Below are 21583 nucleotides of genomic sequence, written 5' to 3'. Positions count from 1 at the left end.
TGACGTGGCGCAGGAGACAGTCAATGTCCTTGGTGATGATGATCGAGATGGATCGCCGTGTGAGCGCCGATGTGGTTCGCCAGGTATTGGTTCGATGTGGTGTCGACGTCCTGACTGATAGCAACGACGGATTCAGGGGAATTTTCCGTCCTCGAATATGTCCTTTTCTTTTTGAAAAATTGGAAACGGAAAGGTGGGGGCGGAGGACTTTGAGGGTGGCTGGGATGTGGGCGCTGAAATGACGTTCGTATATGTCGCGTATTCTGGTTGATTTGCATCGACAAATTTTTGCGAAAGTTGCAGAGCACGGGCAGAATCAGGGATTAAATTAAAAATGAAAATAACTAAACGGCTGGCGGCGCTGCCGATCACAGCCTTGGTATCGCTCGCCGTGCAGGCGCAACAGGCTCCCATACCTGCCGACCAAGCCGCTGCCGCGAGGGCGAACGCGGAACAGGATCGACAGGCGCAACAGCAACGTGACGCGCAGCAGCGCGACGCGACCGTGCGCGCACCTTCCGTCCGCTCGGAAGTGCCGCACATCGAAGCGTATCCTGCGCTACCCGCCGAAACACCGTGCTTCCGCATCGACCGCTTTACACTCGACGTGCCGGGCTCGTTGCCTGACGCGACGAAGGCGCAAGGCGCGTCGGCCCTACCGATGGATCGCTTCGCCTTCGCGCGCGACTGGCTGAACCACTATGCTGGCCAATGCGTTGGCAAGCAAGGCGTTGAGGTGCTGATCAAGGGGCTGTCGCAGGCGATTCTGGCGCGCGGCTACGTCACGACGCGCGTGCTCGTTCCGGAACAAGACCTATCGACCGGTACGCTCAAACTCTCGCTGATTCCCGGTGTGATCCGTCACGTCCGCTTTGCGGATGAAAAACTCCGTGGTACGTGGAAAACCGCATTCCCGACCGGTGACGGTGAAGTGCTGAACCTGCGCGATCTTGAACAAGGTCTGGAGCAGATGAAGCGCGTGACAAGCCAGGATGTGTCGATGCAGATCGTTCCTGGCGAGCTGCCGGGCGAGAGCGACGTCGTGCTCGACGTGAAGCGCGGCAAGCCTTGGACCGTTGTCGCATCGATCGACAACTCCGGTACGCGCGCCACCGGTAAGCTGCAAGGCAACCTGTCGGTCGGCATCGACAACCCGCTCGGTCTGAACGACGTGTTCAACGTCGGCGTTAGCCAAGACTTGGAGTTCGGCGACAAGCGCCTCGGGTCGCACGGCTGGAACGGCTTCTATTCGATCCCGTGGGGTTACTGGACAGCCACGCTGTCCGCATACACGAACACGTACTACCAGCAGATTGCAGGTGTGAATCAGACGTTCGTGGCGAGCGGAAACTCAAAGACGGTTGATTTCAAACTGGCGCGCGTGCTGGCGCGTAACCAGAACGACGTGCTCGGTGGATATTTCAAGCTGTCGCGTCGCTTCGGTACGAGCTTCATCGAAGACACCGAGATTTCTCAGCAGCGCCGCAACAACACGATCATCGAACTTGGCCTGACCGACCGTCATTATTTCGACGGCGCGCAGTTCGATGGCTCGCTTGCATATCGGCAGGGCGTCGGCGGATTCGGCGCGCAGGACGATACGCTCGCCGCTGGTGGTGGTCCGACCTATCGCTTCAAGATGGCGGTGCTGGATGCGAACCTGTCGGTACCGTTCGCGATCGGAAAACAACCGTTTCGCTATGTCGGCACGTTCCACGGTCAATATACCGGCAACACGCTGTACTACCTCGACGACGTGACCATCGGCAGCCGATACACGGTGCGCGGCTTCGATGGAGAAACGATGCTGGCGGCGGCGCGTGGATTCTATTGGCGCAACGAGCTGCAAATGCCGATCGGCCAAACGGGGCAGGCGGTGTATGCAGGGCTGGACTACGGACGCGTATGGGGACCACAGCCGATTGTGCTGGTTGGCACACAGCTGGCGGGCGCGGTCATCGGCGTGAAGGGCAGCATCGGGACCCGTTTCGGCGCCTACGCGTATGACCTGTTTGCGGGCACACCCGTCTATAAGCCGTCCGGCTTTCCGACTGCGCGCGTCACGGTTGGATTCCAGCTGACTTCACAGTTTTAAGTAGGGAGACTCTGGTAGTGGAGGACAGCCAGTTGGATGAAACGAATGTATCGAATGACGCGCAACCGGTTCGGCTTCCTCCGCGTCACCCGTGGCTGAACCGAAAGCGTCGCGCGATGGAGAAAGCGCGACATGCGTACGTGGAGCCGCCCACACCCGAGCGGACGTCCGTGGCTACTGCCGAGCCGCGAATTGTTGTGAAGCGGAAGCGGCGACTGGTTTTCGATTGATATTTCGGTCTTGATTGGCCGCGTCTAGGCTCCCCTCCGGGTCTGGACGCTTTGCGCGGCAAGCAGTGTCACCGCGCCTTTTTATGCAGGAACTACACCGGGAGGCTTTGGCCAAGTCATACAGGTGGGGTGTTGTTTGTTTTGTTAGTTATCTTTAACAATTGAGAGAAAAAATGAAGAACCTGGTACTGGTTGGTCTGATGGGCTCGGCGGTTCTGCTGGCGGCATGTGGTGGCGGCGGTGATGGAAGCAGCGGTGGCGCGGCGTCGGGAAGTTCGACTGGTTCGACCTCGCAAACCGCGTCGAATACGGACGCCGCGTTTTCCTGCCCGGCTGACTACAAAAAGCTGACGCTCACAAACAGCAGCGTCGTCGCGAACGTGAATATGAATCTGACCACCGACGACGGCATTGCGACGCTGACAATCAAGACGCCGTCCAACGGCATTACCGGTGATTTCACGGTGTGCCTTGGGAAGCCGAATCCGACGCCCGCTGGAGTGACTGCAGACTACATCTACGAGGTGAAGTCCTCAGGCGATCTCCGCTCGATGGCGTCCTCGACGTTGTTTCTGAACTTTACGACGAATGTCAAACCCACCCAAAACCCGCCGGTTATCGAGTACGCGAACGTGTCGGGCGGCACCGTGACTTACCAGTCGGTGCTCCAGGGTGCATCGGTCTCGGTTGCGCCGAACTACAGCCTGTCGGCAAACGCACAGGTCGCTGGCTACTATGTGGTGCGTCTCACGAAGTAACGCCTCGATTTCTATTTTGATGTGCCTCGTTTAGGCGCTCCGGACGCGGAAGCTGTCGAGTCTGCGTCCCTCTTTCAGGTATGGATTCCGCTGATGCGCAACGTCGTAATCGGAAGTCTGTTGCTGCTGTCGACCACATCGGCATTCGCTGAGTATCGAGAAACTTGGGTGAGCCCAAGCGAGTTGAAAAGTTTGAATGCTACACACAAGAACGCACGAAGCGAGGTGCTACCGGCAAAGCAATTGAAGCCGCAAGCATCGTCTTCGCGATCCCGTGATCAACAAGGTCGCGCGTCGCGTCAGTTGCCGTCAGATCCGATCGCAGCATTTGCCCGCGACGATCGAGAAGTTCACGAGTCGCAAAAATCCCGGCCAGCTTCGACGCGGCCTCGTAAGACACAAATCGTTCAGCAGAAAGGAAGGGCAGCTGTTGGTAACAGTCGCAGATTGAAGGCGGCAACCCCGAAGATGGTGTGATGGTGGGCGGACCGAAAAAATGATCCATACACGACGCCGTATTTTTAAGCTTAACAAGGAGATCTGATTGAAAGCTTCCAATAACTTTCACGTGTTGGTGACTATAGCCGTGGCGGCTACCATGAGCTTGAGTGGCTGCGCAACGGAATCGTCGCGGACGCTCGACGTGCCGGCCGTCAGCAGCGCGCAGAAGCCGTATGCCGGCAAGCCCGTTGCAATTGCAGTCGGCAAGTTCGACAACCGCTCGAGCTATATGCGCGGCATCTTCTCGGATGGCATCGACCGCCTCGGCGGGCAGGCGAAGACGATCCTCGTTACGCGCTTGCAGCAGAGCCGGCGCTTCAACGTGCTCGATCGAGAGAATCTCGACGAGATCAAGCAGGAAGCCGGCTTCATGAAGAAGGCGCAGGCCGTGAAGGGCGCGAACTACGTCGTGACCGGCGACGTGACCGAGTTCGGCCGCAAGGACGTCGGCGATCAGCAGCTGTTCGGCATCCTCGGTCAGGGCAAGACTCAGGTCGCCTATGCGAAGGTCAACCTGAACATCGTCGACACGACGACATCGGAAGTCATCGCGTCGAGCCAGGGCGCGGGTGAATTCAGCCTTTCCAACCGCGAAGTCATCGGCTTTGGCGGCACCGCAAGCTACGACTCGACACTGAACGGCAAGGTGCTCGATCTCGCGATCCAGGAGGCGGTCAATCATCTGGTCGAGCAGGTCGACGCAGGTGCACTCAAGACGGCGCAATAAGCGTTGCGAATTTCACCGATTCACACATCAGAACAAGGAAGAACTATGAAACGGGGTATTGGGCTGTCGGCGATTGCGGCAGTCTTGCTGCTCGCCGGCTGCGCGGCGCCGACCACGCCGCCGCTCTATCAGTGGAATGGCTATCAGCCGCAGGTATACGAATACTTCAAGGGGAAGACGTCGCCGCAGGAGCAGATCGACGCACTGGAGAAGGCACTGCAGGAGATTCGTGCGAAGGGCAATACGCCTCCGCCGGGCTTCCATGCACACCTCGGGATGCTGTACGCGGGTATCGGCCAGGAACAGCAGGCAGAACAGGAGTTCCAGGCCGAGAAGCAGCTGTTTCCGGAATCGACAGCCTATATGGATTTCCTGATGAAGAAGAAAGCTGCCCAACAGAAAACCGCCAAACAGTGATGAACCTGACATGTTGAAAACACTTTCATTCAAGCTGCTGTCCGTGCTGTCGATCGTCGCGCTGCTGAGCGCGTGCGCGCAGCCTGCGAAACGCCCCGATTACACGGCCTTCAAGAACAGCAAGCCGCGGTCGATTCTCGTGCTTCCACCAGTGAACGAGACCAACGATGTCACGGCGACTTACGGAATGCTGTCGCAGATGACGTTGCCGCTCGCCGAGTCCGGATACTACGTCGTGCCGGTTGCCGTGATGGACGAGACCTTCAAGCAGAACGGCCTCACGAATGCCGCCGAGATTCAGGGCACGTCGCCTGCGAAATTGCGCGAAATCTTCGGTGCGGATGCTGCCCTGTACTCCAAGGTGACGCAGTACGGCTCCGTTTATCAGATCATCGACAGTACGACCGTGGTTGGCGCGTCGGCAAAGCTCGTCGATCTGAAAACCGGCGATGTACTTTGGCAGGGTGAAGGTCGGGCGACCGGCAAGGAACTCGGCAATAACGTTAATGTGGGCGCATTCGGGATTGTCGGCGTGCTCGTGCAGGCCGCCGTCAAGCAGGTTGCGCATTCGCTGACGGACGAAGGCCACGATGTTGCGGCGTTGACGAGCAACCGCATGCTTTCGGCTGGGCCGCCGAAAGGGCTGCTGTATGGTCCGAGATCGTCGAAGTACGGAACGGATTGACCGCGCTTTGCGCGATGTGGGCGCACGGAGCGCCCGCTAATATGCCGCACAATGGAAACGAGCGGCCACACGACAGACGGATGCATGGTGTTCGCTCCTCCAGATAGTTTCTAGCGGATCTGCGGCCCGCTTGGCTCGTAATCGTGGCACTGTCTGGCGCGTCGATTTGCAAGGGTTTGGCATCGACGCCGTGGAGTGGTCAACGATTTCTTGCGAGAAAGTTTGAAAATGGCAAACACGGTTGTGCGATACGATGGCTAAGTCCACACCACCGAAACACAGGCGCAGGAACTCTGGCGAGGCATTTTCGTTTTTGGGCGAAATCGCCGCCAATCGTGGGCTCACGCTGCTCACCGGGCAATGGAACGGTGCGCAATTTGCCTACCTGTTTCGCTGCGTGTCCGGCCATGAATTCACCCGCATTGGCACGGTTGCGATGCGCGGTACGGTGTCGTGTCTCGAGTGCGAGCGAAGCAGGGTTGAGCAGCGATTTCTAGAGGTGCTGGATGAGCGCCGCGTTATGTGCCGGGAGGGGCGCTTTCTCGGCCAAAACGTGCGACAGCACTTCACATGCAACGAAGGCCACGAGTGGACGACCGAGGCACGCAAGATTCTCGACGGCCATAGTTGCCCCTCATGTGCGTTGGCTTATCGCGCAGAACAAATCACGGACAGTAACGGGCTTGCCAGACTTCGGGAAGCGGCCGCAATGCATGACGGTCGATGCCTTGCCGACGCGTATTTGGGTATCAAGGAAAGTTACCTATGGGAGTGCGCGAATGGCCATCGTTGGCACGCGCGTGGATACAGCATCGTCAAAGGCGGCTGGTGTCGGGCTTGCTTTGCGCGTCGCAACGGAGACGCGCGTCTCAAGTCGGAGCGTCTCTCTGACATACATGCCAAGGCACTTTCGAACGGCGGGGAGTGTTTGGATGAGGAGTATCGTGGAAGCAATTGCAAGTACCGCTTCCGATGCTCGCGAGGGCACGAATGGCAGGGATGGGGCCACCAGGTTCTCGCAGGCGTGTGGTGCAGACGCTGCGCTAACCTCAACAAGCGCCGAACGATTGAAGAAATGGATGCGATTGCAAAGGCGCGGGGCGGCAGGTGCCTGAGTACGGAATATTCAGGCTATAACGTCAAGCTGACTTGGGAATGCCACCTGGGACACGTCTGGTCATCGACGCCAAGCACCGTGATAAGTCGGGGGGCGTGGTGTCCAAATTGCTTTCGGTTGCGCATAACGCGCGATCCAGCTTTGCGTCGACGCTATGATTACAGTGGTAAATAGGTGGGTCACGTTTTGTGCCGCAATTGAACGAATGCGGCGAGATCGAATGCGAATAGCAGAGGAGAAGGAATTTTCGTATCGTTGGCTGCTTGAATCGAGCGACGCCTCCGCACGATGCTTTCGGCCGTTTCTTTGGAACTAGACAACAAAGACGTGTATATACAACTCACCGAACAACAGGTTTTAGCGTTGGCACCAGATAGCAGTTCGGCTGCGAATGGCAAGAAGCTGGCGCAGCCGAAGCAGTGGCCGATGCTCGGACGCAATGATCGCGTGGTGTGGGGAGAGTGCCAAGGGAGTGGCAAGAATCCCTATCAGGTCCGTGTAGACCTCGGAGACTTCGCGAGCAAATGTTCGTGTCCCAGCTTCAAGTTCCCGTGCAAGCATGCGCTTGGCTTATTGCTTCTGAGCGCCAACCAGCCGGACTTCGTTGAAGTTGCCGACGAGCCCGAATGGGTCAGCGAATGGCTGAACAAGCGGGCGGACAATGCGGCCAAAAAGGAGGCGCGGGCGGTCGCCAAGGCGGAAGCGCCGGTGGACGAAGTCGCGCAGCGAAGACGTGCCGAGAAGCGCGAAGCGCGCGTCATTGACGGCATGGCCGGCTTGCAAGTTTGGCTGGAGGATCTGGTGCGCAACGGACTCGCGCGCTTGCCGGCGCAGGGCCCCGCGTTCTGGGAGCAGATGGCGGCACGACTGGTCGACGCGCAGGCAACCGGCTTGGCCGCGCGAGTGCGCGCGTTGGCGGACTTGCCGGGAAGTCATGAAGCATGGCCCGAACGATTGCTGGCCGAGCTCGGGCGCCTCGCGTTGGCGGTCCGTGCCCATGAGCGGTTCGATTCTCTCCCGCCGGATCTGCAGCAGCATCTTCGTCAACTGATCGGTTTCAGTCAACGTGAAGAAGACGTGCTGGCCGATGGCGAAGCATTGCGCGATCGTTGGCACGTGATCGGACAGATCGTCGACGCAGACGAGCGCGTGCGTGTACAGCGGACTTGGCTTTTGGGCGAGATGAGCGGTCGACGTGCGCTGTTCCTGCGGTTTGCCGCAGGCAATCAGCCGTTTCCCGAGACCTGGTTGCCCGGCGCCGGGTTCGATGGCGAATTGGTCTTCTGGCCGGGTGCCGGATCGCAGCGCGCCATGCTGAAAGGCACAGCGGCGTTGTTGCCGTCGCCCGTTGCATTTTCGCGCACCCGGGATCAGCTCGGCTTGCTCGACGATGCAGCGAACGCCCTGGCCGCCAACCCCTGGCATGATCGCCTTGCAACCGTGCTGGACGCAATCGTGCCGGTGCTCACCGGCGGGATGTGGCATGCGATCGATGCGACAGGGCATGGGTTGCCGCTTCACGGCAGCAACCACTGGACCTGGCTGGCGATTGCCGGTGGTCGCCCTCGGGCCGTTGCGGTGGAGTGGGATGGCTGGGCGATGCGGCCACTGGGCCTGTATGCCGACGGACGCTATCAAAGCCTGACAGGAGTCGCATGATGCATGAACTCGTTCGCATCGCGCTCGTCGGAACGGCCAACGCGCCGCAGGACACGCCCACGCTCGCGGAGGTCGACGCGTTGTTGCCGGACGGAAGCCGGGAACAACGCGTGTTATGGCAGGCCGGGAGCCTGGCTGTGTACAGCGATGCCGGACGGCTGCCGCATCCAACGAAACTGCCGTGCGCCGCGCCGGACGAAACGGTACCGGAAATGCCGGCAGCCCTCGTGCCCTTGGCCGCGGCCGCGATCTCGGACGAGATACCGGGGCTCGGTGAATGGCTCGCTCCGCGTATCGCGTACGCTGGCTATCGCTTGCCGCCGGCACTGTTGCCGCACGTGCTTGGCAAGGCCGCTGCGTTGACGCAATGGCATGACGTCCTCGGTGAACGCGGTCGGTGGCTCGCATTGCAGAATCCGGACTGGGATGCGCGCCTGAGAAAGCTTCAGCCTCCGGAGCTGGATGAAGCGGCGTTGCTGCGTATCTGGGACGAGGGTGGCACGACTGAACGTGCCAACGCGCTAGCGGCGTTGCACGGCATCGATGGCGCCAAGGCGCGTGATCTGCTGGTCGCCGTCCTGCCGCAGGAGAAGGCGGATCGGCGCCAGCAGTTCGTCAACGCGTTGGCGGCCCATCTGGGTGCGGAGGATGAGGCGCTCCTCGAAAGCCTGCTCGATGATCGTGCACAAACGGTACGGATCGCGGCGGCCGACCTGCTTGCCCGATTGCCGACCTCGGCCTTCATGCGCCGGATGTCGGCGCGAGCCGATGCCTGCGTGCGCTGGCAAGCGGCGACGCCCGCCAATGGCGCCATCGCGAAGGTCGCCGCTTTCCTGGGCAAGCGCCACGATCCGACGTTGTTCGTCGACATCCCGAGCGAGCTTCCGAAAGATTGGGCGCGCGACGGCATTGTCGATGTGACGCATCACGGGGAGGGGAAGCGTGCGTCCTGGTTGCGGCAGGTGCTGTCGCTGATTCCACCCGCGCGCTGGACCGAAGCCGCAGGCACAGAAGCGCAAGAGTTGATTCCATTGATGGCCCGCAATGAGTGGGCCGATGCGCTGTTGGCCGGCTGCGCTACCGCAGCGTGTCGAGCAAGCGATCACGAGTGGTCGGCAGCCTTCCTGAGGTTTGCATTGGGAAGCGACGAACCGATGGCTCGATTGGGTGCGCTGATACCTGCCCTGTGGGAAGCTTCGCTTCCGGTCGTTTGCGAAAGCGAGCTGTGCCGCCAGCTTGCGCTGGGCGAGGTCGAACTGGCTTCGGCATTCGCTCGCCGGCTGGATGCGCCGTGGCCGACCGAGGTCATTCGCACCTTGTCTCGGACATTCTTCTCGGATGCCAAACAAACCCGCACGCCGACAGACCTGATGCTGTGCTACGACCTAGCCGCTCTGGTCGAACTGGCGATATTGCGCGCGGCCGATGACGATCTGGCGCTACTGACACCGATCGTCGAACTGTATGGCAGCTGGCTCGGCAGCGAATTCGCCGGCCAATCACGAATGCTGGAGCAGGCGCGTGAAATCGTCACGCTCATGCAAGCCAAACACACCGTAATCAAGGAGATGCCGCTGTGAGCGATAACCTCAATACCGTGCTGCGCCAGCACGCTGAAACGCAATACACCGAAGAGCTGGCTGAACTGGCGCGTGATGACAAGCGTACACGGCCAGCAAACTGGCGGTTGTCGCCGTGGGCAGTGAAGACATACTTGCTGGGTGGCAAGCTGGACAATGGCTTCGAGGTGACGCCGAAATACATCGGTAGCGGCCGTCTTATCGAGATCGCCGTCGCCACGCTTGCAACCGACCGCGCGCTGTTGCTTTACGGCGTGCCGGGCACGGCGAAGAGTTGGGTATCGGAACACTTGGCAGCGGCGATTAGCGGTGATTCCACGCTGTTGATCCAGGGCACGGCCGGCACGGATGAAACGGCATTGAGGTACGGCTGGAACTATGCGCGCTTGTTGTCGGAAGGTCCGTCCGAGCGCGCGCTGGTGCCCAGCCCGATGCTCAACGCAATGCGTGACGGCAAGCTGGCGCGGCTGGAGGAGATGACGCGCGTGCCGAGCGAGGTGCAGGACACGCTGATTACGCTCCTGTCGGAAAAAACCCTGCCAGTGCCGGAACTCGGGATCGAAGTGCAGGCCCAGCGCGGCTTCAACGTGATAGCAACTGCGAACAATCGGGACCGTGGCGTCAACGAAATGTCGTCCGCCTTGATGCGCCGTTTCAACACCGTGATCCTGCCGACACCGGAGACGTTCGACGAGGAAGTCGCGATCGTCAGCCGCCGGGTCGCTGAATTGGGCAGGGCGCTGGCGCTGCCGGCCGAGAAGCCTGCGCTGCAGGAAGTGCGTCGCGTGGTCGCCGTGTTCCGCGAATTGCGCAACGGCCTGACCGAAGACGGCAAGACGAAAATCAAGTCTCCGAGCGGCACGCTGTCGACCGCAGAAGCGATTTCGGTGCTCGGCCACGGGATGGCCGTGGCCGGCTATTACAGCGACGGGGTATTACGTGCCGCTGATCTGGCGGCTGGCCTGACGGGGGCGATTGTCAAGGACCCGGTACAGGACAAGTTGGTCTGGATGGAGTACCTGAAGACGGTCGTAAAGGAGCGCGACGACTGGAAGGATCTGTACCGCGCTTGTATGGAAGTGGTCTGATGGCGGTTCGCTATTACGGCATCCGCCATCATGGCCCTGGTTGCGCACGCGCACTGGCGGCGACGCTGACTGTGCAACAGCCCGATATCGTATTGCTCGAAGGGCCGCCGGAAGCGGACGCCATCGTTACATTGGCGGGCGATGCTGCAATGCAGCCACCCGTGGCGCTGTTGATCTACCCGACCGAAGCGCCACGGCTGGGCGTGTTTTATCCATTTGCCGAGTTTTCGCCAGAATGGCAGGCAATTTGTCATGCAGTGACACGCAACGTACCGCTGTGGTTCATGGACCTGCCGGCCACGCATGGTTTCGCCGAATCCATTGCCCGGGAACGGGAGGTGGCCGAAGCGATGCCAGAGGCCGCTGACGGTGCCATCGATGCAGCGGGGGATACCGAGGAAACCGGAAAACGCGGATTGTCGGAGACGCTGGAAGAAGAATTGCCGCCGGCATGGCGGATGGACCCGATCGGCGAATTGTCTCGCGCCGCTGGCTACGACGATCACGAATTGTGGTGGGAGATCGAAATCGAGCAGCGCCGCGACGCAGGCGAGCTGTTCGCGGCCATCGAGGAGGCCATGGCCGCGTTGCGCGAACATGCGCCGGCGCCCTCGGTGGGCGAAGCGCGACGTGAAGCCCATATGCGCACACGGATACGCGAAGCGCAAAAAGCCGGCTATCAAAACGTCGCTGTCGTGTGCGGTGCATGGCACATACCGGCATTGACGCAGGCCGCCAAGATCAAGGACGACACGGCGCTCCTCAAGGGTTTGCTGAAAACCCGGACCGAAGCGACCTGGGTACCGTGGAGTGACGACCGCCTGGCCTATACCGGAGGTTACGGTGCTGGCGTTGAATCGCCAGGCTGGTATCGTCACCTGTGGCAGAGCCCGGACTCGGCCGGCTTGCGTTGGGTAACGGAGAGCGCGCGACTGATGCGCGCTGAAGGTCTCGACGTGCCGTCTGCCAGCGTGATCGAAACGGTGCGCCTGGCAGATGCACTTGCCGCCATGCGGGGTCTGCCGCTGCCGGGACTCGCTGAGCACCGCGAAGCGATGATGACCGTACTCTGTCACGGACAGGCTGAACCGCTGGCCTTGATTCGCTACAAGCTGGAAGTCGGCGATCGATTGGGCAAGGTGCCCGAGTCCGTCGCCGCCGCACCGTTGCAGCGCGACCTGGAGGCATGTCAAAAGCGCGTACGGCTCAAACCCACGACTGAGATCAAGCAGATCGATCTCGATCTGCGCGAAGAGGGCGGTCGACAGCGCAGCGTGTTGTTGCATCGTCTCAACTTGCTCGACGTGGGTTGGGGCACGCTGCTGCGAGACAATAACCGCACCGGCACGTTTCGCGAGGCGTGGGAACTGCGCTGGCGTCCGGACATGGTCGTTGCGCTCATTGCCACCAGTCGCTACGGCAACACGATCGAGGATGCGGCAACGCATCGACTGTGCGAAATCGCTCGCTCGGGCGCCGACCTGCCGCGATTGACCGCGATGCTCGACCAGGCCGTGCTGGCGCGATTGCCCGTCGCAATCGATACCCTGCTGGCCTGCGTGCAGGCGCAGGCGGCTGTCGCGGCCGATCTCGTGCATCTGATGACGGCACTGTTGCCGTTGGTGCGTGTGGTCCGATACGGCGACGTGCGGGGGACCACCGTCACTGATCTGCAGCCGATCATCGAAGCACTGGTCGAACGTATCGTCATCGGTCTCCCTGCCGCGACAAGCAGCATCGACGAGGCCGCCGCCACAGGAATGCTGGTGCATATGGACGGCGTGCGGGACTCGCTCGATACCCTCGGCATTGCGGCATTACGGGACGAATGGCTCGATTGTCTGGTCAGACTGACCACGGACGACGCCGTTGCCCCGGCAGTGCGTGGATTCGCACTGCGTCTCGCTTTTGATCGTCACCGTATCGACGCCGAGGAAGTCGCGCGCCAGGCCGGACTGACGCTTGCCGCCGTCGTATCGCCGGCGGCGTCCACCGGCTGGCTGACCGGACTGTTGCGCGGAAGCGGGCTGTTGCTGCTGCAACACGACGCACTCTGGCGTGTCATCGATACATGGCTTGCCGGTCTCGCTCACGACGTCTTTCTCGAGCGTTTGCCGCTGTTGCGCCGCGCATTCGCCGATTTCCAGACTGCCGAGCGGCGTGAAATGGGCGGCAAGGTCCGGCGACTTGATGCACCTGCCGTGGCGGCAGCCGCCGTCGTCGAGCTCGACCATGCGCGGGCCGCCCGTGTCCTGCCGGTGCTTGCCGCGATCCTGGGGAAATGACATGAGCATCAACACCGATCTCGAAACCGACCGCATGCAACGCTGGCGCCTGATCCTGGGTAGTGACGCCCAGGACAGCTGCGGCGCCACACTCCCCACCGAACTGGTCCGTGCCGATAGTGCCCTTGCCGCGCTGTATGACAGCGAGCGTCAGGGCAGCCTCGGTGCCAGCAGTCCCAATGTTGCCCGCTGGCTGGGCGACATTCGAGAGTTCTTTCCGACGCCCGTCGTCCAGGTCATGCAGCAGGATGCGCTTGAGCGTCTGAACTTGCGCAAGATGCTGCTGGAGCCGGAACTGCTCGAGTCGGTGGAGCCGGACGTTCATCTCGTCGCGAGCCTGATGTCATTGTCGCGCGTGATGCCGGCCAAAACCCGCGACACAGCGCGCAGGGTCGTGCGGCGCGTGGTCGAGGAACTGGAGCGACGGCTGGCCGAGCCGATGCGCCAGGCAATACGCGGCAGTCTCAACCGCGCGGAACGCAACCACCGGCCGCGCATGAATGAAATCGACTGGCATCGCACCATCCGCGCGAATCTGTCGCGCTATCTGCCTGACCGGCGCACGGTGATTGCGGAAAAACTGGTGGGCTATGCCCGAAAGCGTTCGGCGTTGCGCGACGTCGTCCTCTGCGTCGATCAAAGTGGGTCGATGGCTGCATCGGTGGTCTACGCGGGGGTGTTCGCGGCTGTGATGGCATCCTTGCGGGCCGTGCGTACTCGCATGGTCGTGTTCGACACCAATGTCGTCGATCTGACCGACGAAACGAGCGATCCCGTAGACCTGCTGTTCGGCGTACAGCTGGGTGGCGGCACCGACATCAACCGCGCATTGGGCTATTGCCAGCAGGTGATTAACCGTCCCGAGCACACCATTCTCGTGCTGATCACCGATCTATACGAAGGCGGCAATCAACAACAGATGCTGCAACGCGCCGCGGCGCTCAAGACCGCAGGCGTCAACGTCATCTGCCTGCTTGCGCTGGCCGACAATGGTGCCCCTGGCTACGATCACCAGAACGCGACCCGTTTCGCCGCGCTCGGTATCCCGGCTTTTGCCTGCACGCCCGATCGATTTCCGGAGTTGATGGCTGCTGCGATCCAGAAGCAGGACATTGTGCTCTGGGCGGCTCAACAGGGTTTCGTCACCAATCGCGTAGATCGGTAAGAAAGCGCTGATGCGATCAGTGGTGCATGCGAGGATATGATTCGATATTTTGACTGACTGACAGAATAGATCGCTCTTGCAATGCGATATAGATTGTAAAGAGAAGGGGAACTCCGTGAAACGCTGCACAACACGGCACGGTGGTCGGCGAGCATTAACGAAAGAGATGTTGTTGCCGTTGTCGATCGAAAAGGTGCGATCGTTGTCTCTGGCGAACCATATGGCGCTGGCCGTGGTTCGTTCGGGAAACGGGAATTGTGACCAGGTCGTCTGCCTGCTGGGCGTAGTCTATCTCGCGTTCTTCTTGCGAGGCGAGACTGCTTCGGGTTCCGATCTCGAGTTGTATCGGCGTGCAGAGGCTGCGCTGGATGCCTGTGTTGCACTTGCAGAGCGTGGCGAAGTGTGGACGCTTCGCGAAGATGAACTAGCGGATGTTGAGCGGGTGTTGATCGCACATGACGAGCAACTGGCCGCGATCCCTAAGCATCGCTACCTCGCAGCTTGGGAGCGGCTGCAGCGATTTGTTGCGGATAAGGGGCAATCGCCGATTCCGATAAGGGAAGAAGCGACTGCGTGAGGATCGGGTGAGGCAGTCGTGCGGTGGTGGAGAGTTGTTGCAACTCTTGGGAAAAGTCAGTGGCCGCGCCGGTATTCCGCGGTTGTATCGATTGCGAGTGCATCTCGGGACGGACGTATTTTGAGTATCGATGGAATTGACACGCGATCCAATAGGAAAATAGATGACGTTACGTGATGCTGGCGTTCAAAAGCGGCTTGCCATGACAGCGACGCTTCTCAATGAGACGACTGCCACCGTGGCATCAACGCTGTCGGCGAAGGTGCACTCACTGAATCAAGAAATTCATCGTATCGAAGCTCTTGAGTCAAGGAGTGAGGAGGGTGAGAGGGAAAAGACTCTGCGTTCAGACAGTGCACAAGTTGCAGAGATGGAAGCACAATTGGAGCAGGTAGGGAGAGGGACTCGATTCGGCGTGTTGGGTGCCCCGGTCCAGGTCTTAACAGGTTTTCTCGATCTCCGTCGCGCGAAGGCAAAGCATGCCGACGCTGCTCGGGCATTCGATGTGCCTGATCTGTGCAAGCAACGTACCGAGGACATTGCCGCACACAATCAATATGTTGCGAATGAGCGCGCACGCTTGATATCACTGCAGGCTGGTTTGGCATCCAGCAAGATTGCGCATGCTACCGTTACGCAGTTTCGTCAGGATGCCAGCGAAGCAATTGTTGCTGCTACCGGGGATGGCTGGATCGCACCGGACTTTGTCGAGCGGTTTTGCGCTATGGCTGCTGAGGTTGAAGCACGTAATCTTCATGCGGCATCAGCACTCTTGCCTACACTGGTTTTCCAAAGGCAGCCGGTAATGGCCGCCTACGATCGTTGGTATCAGGAGGCCGCCAACGTTCGTCAAAAGGCGTACAGCAAGTATAGCGGCATGGCCGCGTCTGGGGCTTATCCCGAGATTGTCGGGCGCTCAATCCAGCTTACGCGCGGCGTCTTGCACGAGAAACCATTGCGGGCAGTGAAAAGCCATCTGCACACGGCAGATCAGTGGCAAATGTTGTCGGCGCTGCTGGCGAACCCGCGTGTGTTCAAGGTGGATGCGCTTTGGGCCGTCTACTGGTCGATGTTCCAGTGCGGGGAATGGGCGGCAGCCTCACTTTCCGAAACCGAAGTGCATGAAGACGTGTTCACAGGAAAGCTGACTGCGCAGATTGACCGATGGCTCGCTGACTGGGCTACTGAGCGCGTGCGTCAGTTTGGCTATCCGGATACCCAGTCCTATATGGGAACACTGGAAATTGCCAGTACAGACGAGGAGACGCGATTAGGCGCTGATCTGGGGTTAATCATCGACATCAATATTGGCGGGCTCACTTGCCGCAAGGTGGCGCTGTTCCAGGCCAAAAAAACAAAGCATGGGGTGGCTGATGTGGGAAGCGGCTCCGGGCAGTTATCAAAATTGGTGGCTCGCCCGCAGATTGGTTTCTATCTTTTCTATCACCAGTCGCAGTATCCGTTGCACTCGCCGGCACCGACCATTTGTTCGGCGCAAGCACTTGCTGAGTGCGTAATGAAAGGGGGCAAAAGTATGGACGCAACCTATTTGCCGGTGAACGTGCGTTCTCTCGGTTGGGATTGGGCCAGCTTTGTCAGTTTCGGATTGTGTCAGCCGGCATCCGACCTGGGCGAAACTTTTTGCTCAGTCGATGAGGCGTTGAGTCTACTTGGAGACGGTAGCCAAGGGCACTTGCCGAAGTACCTGCACGTGATCGCCATCGCGGATGAACCCCGAGTTCTGGCGTTGCGCGGGAAGATTCACGAACATTACTTGGATACCATCAAGGCGAAGGAGAGGAGCTATGCTCGCTCTCGAAAGAAGTCACACGAAAGTGATGCTCCCGAGCACGGTATAGAACTCTGAATTAGTGTTGCGGCACGCAGAAGTAACAGCTGCGATGCTAAAAATTCCAGCGATCGCATCCTTGTTGCACAGTCGGCTATCGTAGGTACTCGGTTCAGGCGTGTGTCGTGGCTGAACGCTCGAATGCGACAGCAGGGGAATGCCCCACGGTTGCAGGCTGCCAATTGCGGTCCCAACGGAGTAACCTGTGGCGTTCTACCTCTAGCAGGAGCGCGATGGCGATCGTTGAGGCGAGTAGCCTCGCAACCTGCGCCGAACACGGCTTTGGGTCACACCTTAACGTGTGTTGTGCGACGATCAACATCGCGGCTGAGCAAAACAGCTACACCTCGGGCGACAGCGGGCCGATTGGCATCCCTTGCATCTCCGTCTCATGGAGCAAATTGATTCTATCCGGTTGCCAGGAATGGAGTGAGTGAGCAAGCTGAGACTCGACCGGACCAGCAGAAGTATTACTGTAAGTAAGCCCGTCGAATTTTTGGGTGCCCGGCTTTCTCTTCTCCTTGAAAACGGTTTCTTGGTATCGATCCACTGCGGACTGCCATTGCTCTTGACAATTGATGATGCCAGTTCGACCATGAGTGCCTGTTGAAAATGAAAAACGTTCCCCGGGGGAAAATGTGACTACGCGATCAAAGCTCGTGCGCATGACGGTGCGGAACATTGGGTGCATTGGAAACGAAGGCGTCACGGTTGAACTGGATGACATCGTTTGCCTTGTCGGACGGAACAATTCGGGAAAATCTACTGTACTGCGCGCGTATGAGCTTGCGAAAGGTGCGCAGTCATTTGATATGGCGCGAGATCGGTGTCAGTCTGCTGCTGATGATCAGCCCTCGGAAATAGAGATCGAGGCTCACATTCCGAAGAATATAGGGAATGTTCACGAGAAATGGAAAATAGAAAAAGATGGGTTGCTGATAGTGCGAAGCCGGTGGCAATGGGCTGCGCCAAATTTTGAGCGCTTGCGGTCCACCTGGGACCCGGAGATCGGAAACTGGGCGGAGGATGGAAAGGCCGGCGGTGCAGACCCGGTATTCAATTCACGGTTGCCGCGTGTACTTCGGATTGGATCGTTGGACGATGCGGAGAGTACAGAAAGCAAGCTTTTGACTCTTGCATTGACGCCTCTTCTTGCCGTGATTGAGAAAGAACGGGCGACTTCCGATTCGCCGCTGGCGAAAGCGCTTGCTTCAGTGATCGCGCACATCAATGGATTGAGCGCCGATCATCAGGATCATTTCAATAAGATTGCGCAGAAGGTCACGGAAGGATTCAAGGGAATATTTCCAAAGCTGGACGTGCGCTTGAATATCGAGGCTGCGCCTTGGGCGCCCAAAATCGAGGGACTAGTCAAGGACGGATCTGGTCTCCGGATCAAGGATGGAAAAGCGGACACATCGCTTGTTCAGCAAGGTACCGGCGCGCAGAGAGCGCTTTTTTGGGCCATGCTTCAGGTGCATAACGAACTGACGAGAGATAAGGAACTTCGTGAGGCTCACAGTAAAAAGCTTGCGAAGGAGCTTGCCGACGAGAAGAAAGCTCAACAAAAATCTGGTCCGAATCCCGACAAACTCGCTGAAATAGAGGCTCGGATAGAGGCTTTTAACGATGGCGGGGCTATTCCGGAAAGTCCGGACGATCCCGCATTCCCGGGCTATCTATTACTGATCGACGAGCCGGAGAACGCACTTCATCCAATGGCGGCCCGCGCCGCGCAGCGGCACCTCTATAAGCTTGCCGAGAGCGCGGACTGGCAGGTGATGATGACGACTCATTCCCCATATTTTATTAACCCGCTCGTTGATCACACGACGATCGTACGGCTTGAGCGTGTCGCTGATGATGATGTTGGGGCGATCACTCCCAAGACCTACCGCTCGGACTTTATTGAGTTCCAGGGCGATGAAAAGAAGAGATTGCAGGCATTACAGCACATAGATCCAAGCTTGGCGGAAATATTTTTTGGATCGTATCCGATCGTCGTCGAGGGTGACACTGAGCACGCTGCCTTCATCGCGTCTATACTCGAACGTCAACATGAGCTTATCGACCGGGTTACTGTTGTGCGAGCACGCGGAAAGGCAGTTCTTGTGCCTCTTATCCGAGTGCTAACCCATTTCAAAATAGATTTTGGTGTCGTCCACGACGCTGACCCGCCGTTTAAGCGCGACGGCACTGCAAATGGGATGTGGTCAGAGAACAGGAAGATACGCGATGAGGTTTTGAAAGCGCGTGCCGCCAATGTTACGGTTCGGCATCGGGTGAGTGTGCCGGATTTCGAGCGGTACCTCGGTGGGGACGAAGTTTCGAAAGACAAGCCGCTAAATGCGTATCTCGCTGTCAAAGAGGACGAAGCACTTGGAAAGAAAGTTCAGAATCTTCTCTCAGACCTGTTGAGCGGTGCTCAGCACGAGCCTTTTGCAGATGCCGCGTTCGCATCCGGTAACGACTATTTGGATGCGTTGAAAAGCGAGGTGATTACTTGGGCGACTGCCAATGGTTTGGCCGATAACCTTCGCTTCAAAGGGGCCGCGTAGACCTTCGCTGGTCTGGCGCGGTCGAAGGGAGCCGGGCCATTATCGAAGGAGAATAGTGGAAGCGAGACGCGATGCGGATTTTGGCTCTAGCCGTCCAGGCCGTTGAGCCGGTGCCGAAGAGCTGCGGTACGGATAGCATGAGTTCAATTGTCCAAAGTTGCCTACACAGTGCCAGAAGTGACGAAGGGTTACCGGCGGAGTGGCCGGTAACCCTTTATGTCCCTTCGTTTCGCGAGGAGGTATCAGCGGGAATAGACGTGCTGAGCCCAAGCTTCCATCAGCGGACGGCGTTGCTCGAGTAGATCTGTTCGGTGGTATGCCGCTTCGACTTTATTGGCGACGGTGTGAGCAAGAGCGCGTTCGGCAAGATCTCGTGTATAGCCATGTTCGCTCGCCCAGTCACGGAAACTCGACCGGAAGCCGTGAGCGGTCGCCAAGCGACCGGGCGTATCGCTTTCGGCTTTGACGCGGCGAAGCAGGGCTGTCAATGTCATGTCGCTCAGCACTTTTTCTCGCGGAGACGGGAACACTAGCGTTTCGTGCAATCGAATTTCCTTGAGAGTCTTGACAAGGGCAATCGCATGTGATGATAGCGGAACACGATGAGGCTCTTTGGCTTTCATGCGATGACCTGGAATGTTCCAAGTGCCGGAGCGCAGATCAAATTCGTCCCATGTCGTGCCCCTTACTTCGCCACTTCTGGTAGCGGTCAAAATCAGGAAGAGCAGCGCCGCACGCGTGCTGTCGGTCGGCTTGTGCTCGGCCAGATGAGCCGTGACAAATTTGGGAACTTGTTGCCAAGGCATTGCGGGTTGGTGCTCCGGCTTGCTGGACTGCTTTGGCAGGATGTGATCGATGACTGTGACCGGATTCGCGGTGATGTGACCGTGTGCCCAGGCCCATTGCATAACAGCATGCATTCGTTGCCGCGTGCGGCTTGCGGTTTCGGACTTGGTTAGCCAGATTGGGCGCAGAACGTCCGCGCAATCCCCGGGGGTGATGGCATCGAGTTTGCGGTTTCCGAGCTTCGGGAAAACGTAGGTCTCAAGCGTGTTGATCCATTGTGCCGCATGCTTCTCGTTCTTCCAGCCCGGTTTGAGTTCTTCATGAACCTTTCGGGCGGCTTTCTCGAATGTAAGGGCGGCTGCGACGACGGCGGCCGCTTCGCGCTCCCGGTTACGCTGGTCGATCGGATCTTCACCGCTGTCAATGAGCTTGCGCATGGCAAGCGCTTTTTCGCGAGCCTCAGCAATCGACGTTTCCGGGTACGTGCCGAGGCCGGCGTCTCGCCGCTTGCCAGTCACGGGGCTTGTGAACCGCAGCGTCCATTTGCAGTTGGATTGGGACGGCGTCAACAGTAGTCCAGTGACCTTTCCATCAAAGACTGGCTTGTCGCCAGGCTTAAGTGCTCTTGCTTGTTTGTCAGTTAACATCGTCTTTTGGCCCATCAGTTAGCCCATCAAAAAACGCTGGATGGGGTTGGATAGTGTTAGGGTAAATTGGACACTTTGAAAGTGCAAGTGATTGAATTGTTTGGGGATGTTTGGATTGGGGTGGATCGCGCTGGAGCCGGGTTTGGCGGCCTCCGTCTCCGCCAAAAGCGGTGACAAAGCCCCGCAAGTTCTCGGACTTGCGGGGCTTTTTCTTTTTCCGGCCACCGATAGCCTGACGCGCGATGTGGCCGGATCTCTTTCGATGGCGGATTCGGGTGGGGCCCGCCCCGATCCAATGCGTGCCCGGCTTGAGCGGTGATGGTGCGCTACATGTCGCGTATCGTCTGGCAGCGACTCAAGGTGCTGGCCAGGGCAGGCTCGCATTCCGTTTTGACCATCCTCCTTCATCGACCCGTCGACGGACATGTCGACGTGCCCGCCCCTGGTGGGATGATCGACGCGTGTCATATCGTCGATTCGGTGACGCTGGCATCGTCGCCGATCCATGGCACGCGTGACAGCCGCTTCGTCCATTTTCCCGCGCAACACGACCGCCATCGCACGATGACAATGCGCGCATGCGGCCATCCGAGTCACCAGCGATCGCGGTCGGGAACATGAAGGGCGCAGGCGGAGCGAGCATTCGCTCGACCTGCATCGATCCAGGCGAAATGAAATACAAATGAAAGTATTGCTGTAAGGATAGGCGGCCACGCACTTGCTGTCCTGTCAGTCGTCAATCAACGCGTTTCGACCCTTCGAAATGGCCCGCCAGCGTCAAAAATGCGGCACTGCGTCGATTTTCGTGATCGTTCTCATCGGGCAATACAAAAAATTACTCATAAAAATCAGTGGTATA

Annotated in this window: 17 protein-coding genes; 15 read left to right on the top strand and 2 right to left on the bottom strand. The window is 59.0% G+C overall.

The window, feature by feature from the left end; translation table 11 throughout:
- Positions 1-23: 23 nt before the first annotated feature.
- The 3 genes from G3O06_RS07075 to G3O06_RS48920 all read left to right on the top strand — a co-directional run bounded on the left by G3O06_RS07075 (position 24) and on the right by G3O06_RS48920 (position 3083).
- The gene (locus G3O06_RS07075) at positions 24-242 is read left to right on the top strand and encodes a hypothetical protein (RefSeq protein ID WP_205815536.1); all 219 of its coding nucleotides are present in this window, start codon (positions 24-26) and stop codon (positions 240-242) included.
- Positions 243-334: 92 nt separating this feature from the next.
- Positions 335-2095, top strand: a complete 1761-nt coding sequence (locus tag G3O06_RS07070; protein ID WP_205815535.1) for a ShlB/FhaC/HecB family hemolysin secretion/activation protein — start codon at positions 335-337, stop codon at positions 2093-2095.
- A 403-nt stretch (positions 2096-2498) separates the two neighbouring features.
- Positions 2499-3083 (top strand): hypothetical protein, encoded by a 585-nt coding sequence (locus tag G3O06_RS48920; protein ID WP_241019567.1) that lies wholly within the window; start codon positions 2499-2501, stop codon positions 3081-3083.
- A 199-nt stretch (positions 3084-3282) separates the two neighbouring features.
- Here the strand turns inward: G3O06_RS48920 and G3O06_RS07060 are convergent, their stop codons facing one another.
- Positions 3283-3588, bottom strand: a complete 306-nt coding sequence (locus tag G3O06_RS07060) for a hypothetical protein (protein WP_205815534.1) — start codon at positions 3586-3588, stop codon at positions 3283-3285.
- 93 nt (positions 3589-3681) lie between these two features.
- Here G3O06_RS07060 and G3O06_RS07055 point away from each other — a divergent pair, with 93 nt between their 5' ends.
- The 11 genes from G3O06_RS07055 (at position 3682) to G3O06_RS49935 (ending at position 19291) form a co-directional block, all read left to right on the top strand.
- Entirely contained in the window at positions 3682-4311 is a 630-nt protein-coding gene (locus tag G3O06_RS07055; RefSeq protein WP_205815533.1) for a CsgG/HfaB family protein, read from the top strand.
- 45 nt (positions 4312-4356) lie between these two features.
- Positions 4357-4728, top strand: coding sequence for a DUF4810 domain-containing protein (locus G3O06_RS07050; RefSeq protein WP_085517647.1), 372 nt, complete (start codon positions 4357-4359; stop codon positions 4726-4728).
- A 10-nt stretch (positions 4729-4738) separates the two neighbouring features.
- Positions 4739-5413: a DUF799 domain-containing protein gene (locus G3O06_RS07045; RefSeq protein ID WP_205815532.1), complete on the top strand. Its 675-nt coding sequence runs from the start codon at positions 4739-4741 to the stop codon at positions 5411-5413.
- Positions 5414-6818: 1405 nt separating this feature from the next.
- Entirely contained in the window at positions 6819-8189 is a 1371-nt protein-coding gene (locus G3O06_RS07040; protein WP_241019566.1) for an SWIM zinc finger family protein, read from the top strand.
- A complete protein-coding gene (locus G3O06_RS07035; RefSeq protein ID WP_205815531.1) occupies positions 8186-9769 on the top strand; it encodes a DUF5691 domain-containing protein in 1584 nt (527 codons plus the stop codon). The genes G3O06_RS07040 and G3O06_RS07035 overlap by 4 nt, the downstream gene beginning before the upstream one ends.
- The gene (locus G3O06_RS07030; RefSeq protein ID WP_205815530.1) at positions 9766-10857 is read left to right on the top strand and encodes an AAA family ATPase; all 1092 of its coding nucleotides are present in this window, start codon (positions 9766-9768) and stop codon (positions 10855-10857) included. Before G3O06_RS07035 ends, G3O06_RS07030 begins: the two co-directional genes overlap by 4 nt.
- Positions 10857-13142, top strand: a complete 2286-nt coding sequence (locus tag G3O06_RS07025; RefSeq protein ID WP_241019565.1) for a DUF5682 family protein — start codon at positions 10857-10859, stop codon at positions 13140-13142. The genes G3O06_RS07030 and G3O06_RS07025 overlap by 1 nt, the downstream gene beginning before the upstream one ends.
- Position 13143: 1 nt before the next feature.
- Entirely contained in the window at positions 13144-14307 is a 1164-nt protein-coding gene (locus G3O06_RS07020) for a VWA domain-containing protein (RefSeq protein WP_205815529.1), read from the top strand.
- 166 nt (positions 14308-14473) lie between these two features.
- Positions 14474-14884 carry a hypothetical protein gene (locus tag G3O06_RS07015; protein WP_205815528.1) on the top strand — a complete coding sequence of 137 codons (411 nt, stop codon included), beginning with the start codon at positions 14474-14476 and terminating at the stop codon, positions 14882-14884.
- A gap of 163 nt (positions 14885-15047) precedes the next feature.
- Positions 15048-16751, top strand: a complete 1704-nt coding sequence (locus G3O06_RS07010) for a hypothetical protein (protein ID WP_205815527.1) — start codon at positions 15048-15050, stop codon at positions 16749-16751.
- Between the two features lie 581 nt (positions 16752-17332).
- Positions 17333-19291 carry an AAA family ATPase gene (locus G3O06_RS49935; RefSeq protein ID WP_205815526.1) on the top strand — a complete coding sequence of 653 codons (1959 nt, stop codon included), beginning with the start codon at positions 17333-17335 and terminating at the stop codon, positions 19289-19291.
- Between the two features lie 242 nt (positions 19292-19533).
- Here G3O06_RS49935 and G3O06_RS07000 read toward each other — a convergent pair whose 3' ends face one another.
- Positions 19534-20739 carry a tyrosine-type recombinase/integrase gene (locus tag G3O06_RS07000; RefSeq protein WP_241019564.1) on the bottom strand — a complete coding sequence of 402 codons (1206 nt, stop codon included), beginning with the start codon at positions 20737-20739 and terminating at the stop codon, positions 19534-19536.
- A gap of 303 nt (positions 20740-21042) precedes the next feature.
- On the opposite strand from G3O06_RS07000, the gene G3O06_RS06995 reads away from it, so the two are divergent.
- Entirely contained in the window at positions 21043-21345 is a 303-nt protein-coding gene (locus G3O06_RS06995) for a hypothetical protein (protein ID WP_205815580.1), read from the top strand.
- The last annotated feature ends 238 nt before the right edge of the window (positions 21346-21583 follow it).

Origin of the sequence: Burkholderia sp. Ac-20345 (assembly GCF_017104825.1) — a bacterium.
GTDB lineage: Bacteria > Pseudomonadota > Gammaproteobacteria > Burkholderiales > Burkholderiaceae > Burkholderia > Burkholderia lata_B.
The sequence above is the reverse complement of the archived record's forward strand: the minus strand, read 5'-3'. Positions and strand labels throughout refer to the sequence as shown.